At 74.5% G+C, this 1,605-nt stretch carries 2 protein-coding genes; both read right to left on the bottom strand.

All coding sequences use genetic code 11. The features are described from left to right. Positions 1-344 (bottom strand): alcohol dehydrogenase catalytic domain-containing protein (locus ACIRF9_RS52615; protein WP_403837801.1); only part of this gene is annotated, 344 nt, incomplete at its 3' end. Positions 345-383: 39 nt separating this feature from the next. Then, a complete protein-coding gene (locus ACIRF9_RS52610; protein WP_403837799.1) occupies positions 384-1,289 on the bottom strand; it encodes a universal stress protein in 906 nt (301 codons plus the stop codon). Positions 1,290-1,605 lie beyond the last annotated feature (316 nt).

Raw genomic sequence — 1,605 nt, 5'->3', positions numbered from 1 at the left:
CCGTACCCGGTGTTGATCTGCTGCTCGCACAGCGTCTCCCAGCCGGACAGGCAGTGCTCGCACCGCCCGCACGCCGTGCCGAGCCAGGGCACGGCGACGCGCTGCCCGACGGACAGGTGGGTGACGCCCTCGCCCAGCTTCTCGACCAGGCCGACGCCCTCGTGGCCGGGCACGAACGGCGGGTTCGGCTTGACGGGCCAGTCGCCGTGGGCGGCGTGGATGTCGGTGTGGCACAGCCCGGAGGCCTCGACACGGACCCGGACCTGGCCGGGGCCCGGCTCGGGGTCGGGGCGCTCCTCGATGACCAGGGGCTCGCCGAACGCTCGTACGACCGCTGCCTTCATGGGTCTCTTCTCCTCGGGTGGTGGACCAGCGGTGCTGGATCAGGTGTGGGGGACGACGGCGACGGGGGCGGTGGAGTGGTGCAGGACGGCGTGCGTGACATGGCCGATGTGCGTGCCGAACGGGCTGCGCCGGACCCGCCGGCCCACGACCACGAGGGAGGCCTCACGGGCGGCGGCCACGACGTGCACGGCCGCGCTGCCGAAGCGGGACACCTCGGTGACCTCCACGTCCGGGTACTTCTTCCGCCACGGACGCAGCACCTCGGCCAGGGCCTCGGAGGCGCGCAGGGCCAGCGCCTCGTGCAGCGCCGGGTTGGCAGGCACGCTGTACGCGTAGTAGGGCGGCGGGTTCCAGCCGTGGACGACCCGCAGGGAGGTGCCGCGCCGGTGGGCGGCGTCGAAGGCGAACTCGATCAGCGTCTCGTCCGGGTGCTCGACGTCGAGTCCGAGGACCACGGGGCGGAACGGCGTCGCGGCGGACGGCACGCCCACCGGGTCCGGCTCGTGCTCGTCGGCGGCCACCTCCAGCGCCCGGACCAGCACGACGGGGCGCTCCGCGTGCGCGACGACGGACAGACCGACGGAGCCGACCATGAACCCGCCGATTCCGCCGAGGCCGCGGGAGCCCAGGACGAGCAGTTCGGCGTCCTTCGCCGCGTCGGCGAGGACGTCGGCCGGGTGGCCGGAGAGCTGCTCCCTGATCACCTCGATCCCGGGGTGGCGCAGGCCGATGCCCTCGGCGGCCTCCCGGGGGATCTTCTCGGTCCAGTGCTGCTGGGTCTCGGCGCCCAGGAGCGGGGCCTGGGCCATGGGCTCCGGCACCGGCTCCCACACGTGGACGATCTTCAGCGGCAGCCGGCGCGACCGCGCCTCGCGTGCCGCCCATTCCGCGGCGGCCCGGCTCTCGCGCGAGCCGTCGAGTCCTACGGTGATGGTGCGGAGCATGATCTCCACCTCCTGGTGAGGGATCCGGGTATCGGCCCGGGGTGAGGGTCCGGTACCGGCGTCGTCTTCGGTCCTTGCCCGACACCCCTCACTCTCGTGCCGTGCGCCGGTCGGCGCCGGATGCCGAAGGTCTGCGGCCACTGGGCCGAACGGCCCTGCCCAAAGGGACCGTTGGGCTCGGCGGCGGGGCGGTACCGCGCGCCGCGCCGCGCGTGAGGGGCCGTCAGTGGGCGGGCACGCCCCGCTCCCGGAAGCGAGCGCGGACGCTCTCGGTCAGGGCCGGATCGGGAACCGGGGTGTCGCGCAGGGGGAAGGG

The sequence above is a fragment of the Streptomyces sp. NPDC096132 genome, from assembly GCF_044763345.1.
GTDB lineage: Bacteria > Actinomycetota > Actinomycetes > Streptomycetales > Streptomycetaceae > Streptomyces.
This window is presented reverse-complemented; position numbering and strand designations above follow the sequence as displayed.